The organism is Shigella sp. SIG3, assembly GCF_053555855.1.
Map to the genome: position 1 here is coordinate 1 of NZ_JBQZXE010000195.1, position 3,821 is coordinate 3,821.

3 protein-coding genes and 4 pseudogenes are annotated in these 3,821 nt (G+C 47.4%); 2 read left to right on the forward strand and 5 right to left on the reverse strand.

Annotated elements, in window-relative coordinates; genetic code table 11:
• The first annotated feature begins 269 nt into the window (after positions 1-269).
• Positions 270-527 (forward strand): annotated as a pseudogene (locus tag ACUU1I_RS19910) (DUF2534 family protein).
• A 49-nt stretch (positions 528-576) separates the two neighbouring features.
• On the opposite strand, the gene uspE reads toward ACUU1I_RS19910, so the two are convergent.
• From uspE to ACUU1I_RS19930, 4 genes and pseudogenes are all read right to left on the reverse strand, one after another.
• The gene (gene uspE / locus ACUU1I_RS19915; RefSeq protein ID WP_001262136.1) at positions 577-1,527 is read right to left on the reverse strand and encodes a universal stress protein UspE; all 951 of its coding nucleotides are present in this window, start codon (positions 1,525-1,527) and stop codon (positions 577-579) included.
• Positions 1,528-1,678: 151 nt separating this feature from the next.
• The gene (fnr, locus tag ACUU1I_RS19920; protein WP_000611911.1) at positions 1,679-2,431 is read right to left on the reverse strand and encodes a fumarate/nitrate reduction transcriptional regulator Fnr; all 753 of its coding nucleotides are present in this window, start codon (positions 2,429-2,431) and stop codon (positions 1,679-1,681) included.
• Positions 2,432-2,625: 194 nt separating this feature from the next.
• Positions 2,626-3,141, reverse strand: coding sequence for a methylated-DNA--[protein]-cysteine S-methyltransferase (gene ogt / locus ACUU1I_RS19925; RefSeq protein WP_000945011.1), 516 nt, complete (start codon positions 3,139-3,141; stop codon positions 2,626-2,628).
• Positions 3,142-3,151: 10 nt separating this feature from the next.
• Positions 3,152-3,295 (reverse strand): annotated as a pseudogene (locus tag ACUU1I_RS19930) (AbgT family transporter); the annotation flags it as partial.
• A 20-nt stretch (positions 3,296-3,315) separates the two neighbouring features.
• On the opposite strand from ACUU1I_RS19930, the pseudogene ACUU1I_RS19935 reads away from it, so the two are divergent.
• Positions 3,316-3,511 (forward strand): annotated as a pseudogene (locus ACUU1I_RS19935) (LysR family transcriptional regulator); the annotation flags it as partial.
• A gap of 173 nt (positions 3,512-3,684) precedes the next feature.
• Here ACUU1I_RS19935 and ACUU1I_RS19940 read toward each other — a convergent pair.
• Positions 3,685-3,821 (reverse strand): annotated as a pseudogene (locus ACUU1I_RS19940) (AraC family transcriptional regulator); the annotation flags it as partial.

Genomic DNA, 3,821 nt, shown 5'->3' on the forward strand with positions numbered 1-3,821 from the left:
AGGGTTACCCCCAAACGAATCGGAAAATCGATACTGGAAAAACTCTAACTCGGTGGCCAGTTTTTGTTGACCACTTCATGGCTATTTTACCGCGACAATTCATTCAGATCATCAATAGTCAGGGAAGGAAGTTGCAACATTAGCTAACTAATCAATGCGTTGATTGTAAATCCAGCTAAGAGGTGAGGTTTTCAGAGCAGACAACGGTGAAACGTCATGGTATTGTTACGTTTAGGTAACAAGAAATTTGTCTGCACAAGGATTACATCATGATTATGGCGAAACTGAAGTCAGCGAAAGGGAAGAAATTTCTCTTTGGTTTGTTGGCGGTTTTCATTATTGCGGCGTCGGTTGTGACTCGCGCGACCATCGGCGGCGTTATAGAACAGTTCAATATTCCGCTGTCTGAGTGGACGACATCAATGTATGTGATTTAGTCATCGATGATTTTTGTTTATAGCCTGGTCTTTACTGTGTTGCTGGCAATCCCGTTGGGAATTTATTTCCTTGGCGGCGAAGAGCAGTAAGTAAAAAATAGGCCCGATAACTCGGGCCTTGTCAGTTATTGAAGAGTCGTTAATCGTCTTCTTCGTCATCCAGTTCAACGGGTGTCTGATACTGGTCAGGTTTAATGACCAGCAGGTCGCAGCGAAGATGATCAATCACCTGTTCCGCCGTGTTGCCGAGGAATGCTGCTGAAATACCGGTGCGTCCGACCGTGCCCAGAACCACAATTCCCGCCTGTAAATGCTCCGCCAAATCAGGAATCACCTCTTCGGGCAGACCTTTTTCTACGTGCGTCATGTTTTCATTAATGCCGAATTTCTGCCGCAGGGCTTTCATTGCCAGCAAATGTTGCCCACGAATGGCATCGTTATAAACGCTCGGGTCAAATTCCGGCAGTTCAATCGCGATATTAATTGGCGTTACCGGATAAGCGCCAACCAGATGAACTTCGGTATGGTTGACTTGTTCTGCCAGTTCGATCGTCTCTTTGACCAGTTTTTCATTGAGCGCATTATGATACGGCTCTTCACTGGCGAGATTCACCGCCACCAGCGCCTTGCCTCCTTCCGGCCACGGCTGGTCTTTCACCATCCACACCGGGCTTGGGCATTTGCGTAACAGATGCCAGTCCGTTGGCGTAAAAATCACCGCTTCCAGACGGTCATGTTGGTGCGCCATTTTTAGCACCAAATCGTGTCCGCCGCTGATCACTTCCTGAATGATGGCTTCGAAAGGACGGTTATGCCAGACCACTTTAATTTCAATGGGAACGCCAGCATTGAGATAATATTTTGCCTGCTTGTGGATCCAGGCTGTACGCTGGCTGATGACGCCCTGACGCATAGCGGTACGTTCGTCCGGGGAGAGCAGGGTGGTCATTTCGTATGAGAAGTCATAGATCGGCAAAAAGGCTTTAATTTTGCCACCAATCCGTTGATGTAAATAAACAGCTCGCCGCAATGCTGGTTGGTCGTCCTGGTTAGGATCGATAACAACGAGCATGTTCTGATACATAGCCATACAGGGTCTCCTTACAACAACTGTCAACGCAGTTTGTAATTAAAAGATTAACCCATATCTGGTGAATGAAACAGTGATGAACCTTCTGCCAGATCAATAAATCAGAAAAATTTAATGATATGACAGAAGGATAGTGAGTTATGCGGAAAAATCAGGCAACGTTACGCGTATGACCAGCAAGCTGGGCCAGCGCATCGTTATTTTCGATGGTGATGTATTTACCTTTGACTGCCAGCATACCGCTTTTCTGGAAGCGACCCAGCAGACGGCTGATGGTTTCTACCGTCAGGCCCAGATAGTTACCAATATCGCCACGAGTCATCGTCAGGCGGAATTCACGAGGGGAGAAGCCGCGTTGGGCAAAACGACGGGACAGGTTGTAGATGAATGCAGCCAGACGTTCCTCGGCATTTTTCTTCGACAACAGCAAGATCATGTCCTGATCGCCTTTGATTTCACCGCTCATCAGACGCATCATCTGCTGACGCAGATTCGGCATTTTACCGGACAAATCGTCCAGCGTTTCGAACGGAATTTCACATACCATCGAGGTTTCCAGCGCCTGAGCGAAGCTCGGGTGATGGCCGCTGCCGATGGCGTCAAATCCCACTAGGTCGCCTGCTAAATGGAAACCAGTGATTTGCTCGTCGCCTTGCTCAGTGATTGTATAACTTTTAATCGTACCGGAGCGGATGGCATAAAGCGATTTAAGTTCATCACCAGCCTTAAACAGCGTCTGGCCTTTCTGAATAGGCTTCTTCCGCTCAATGATATTATCAAGCTGATCAAGCTCATGTTCGTTGAGTGTGAACGGGATGCAAAGCTGGCTGATGCTGCAATCCTGGCAATGGATAGCACAACCGCCAGACTGAATGCGCCGTATAATTCGCTTTTCCGGGATCATAGGTCTGCTCAAGCCGTAATTGATATTTGTCAATTTTAACATCTTTTTAGGGAGCAAGTAAGTCTAAGCAAACCTTAACAGCAGAGAATTCCGATATTAGATGTAAATATATGTCTATCTATTTGAAACTCCTTAAGTTGTCAAGGGTAACTTTACATAAAAGTGTGAACAAGCTGGCACAAATTGTTTAATGTTTACAGCAAAAGATAACCTTCGTGGCGCAATAACCACTCTTTTCGCTGAACTCCGCCTGCATATCCGGTCATGGTGCCGTTTCGGCCAATAACCCGATGGCAAGGTACGACGATGCTGATGGGATTCGATCCGTTTGCCGCACCAACGGCACGCGCCGCGCCAGGGCGGCCCAATTGTTCAGCCAGTTGGCCGTAATGCATTACCTGCCCGCAGGGGATAGTGCGTAGTGTTTTCCAGACTTCGCGCTGAAATGGCGTCCCCCCCGTGGCAGTGGGAAGCGTATCAATAATGCTAAGATTACCGGCAAAATATTCACGAAGCTTGTCGCTTAAACCACCTGGGTTGGTGGCAGAAATGCGCTCATAGCCTTCTTTGCGATAATGGATGTCCAGCAGCTGCACCATGCGTTCGCTGTACTCTTCCCATTCAACCGCCCGCAGGCGAAATTGCTCATCGCAAATCACCCACAGTGGACCCAGTGGCGTGGCAATTTTTTCTTCAAGTAATCTCAGCATCCGTTCTCTCTTAAGACAAACGTGGGTAAATACCCGGACCTATCGGCAGACCGACAAGATACCACGCCAGCAACATCAGCAGCCATACCACCAAAAAGATAAGTGGATAGGGCAAGACTAACGAATAGTAAGTACCCAGTTTCGCGTCTGGTTTGTCGCAGTCTGATAGCATAAAGCGATTTTTTAATTTTTCTGCCTGAAGAAATGAGGGCAAGCCATCACATGGATCGAGGGTGGGATAATTCCAGTCAGTGAAATTTTAGCGTAGGCTATCTGTTATTTGATTCTGTGGCGTGATAGCCGCCAGACACCACTGAACTCGTCACTCATTCCCCAATCCCGGCGAGAATGTGGTTATTTACAGAGCTAAAAAATGAATAAAAAAATAGAGCCTGTCGACATCCGCCAGACTCTACAGTACACACAGCAGTGCATCCTCGTCTTAAATCCGGCCTGGGGTCCTGGTGACCGGTGACAGTGTTATAACGGTTTTACCCATCCGTTGCCAATTTTCTTCAGTGACAGATTTCACGAAAATATAAGTTAAATCATTTGTCTTGTGATTGCATAATCATGCATCGTTAATCGACGAGTAAATTTACCGGGCGAGTAGCCCGTTCGACGCTTAAACATATTGCCGAACGATTCAGCTGAGGCATAGCCCAGACGATGGGCAATTT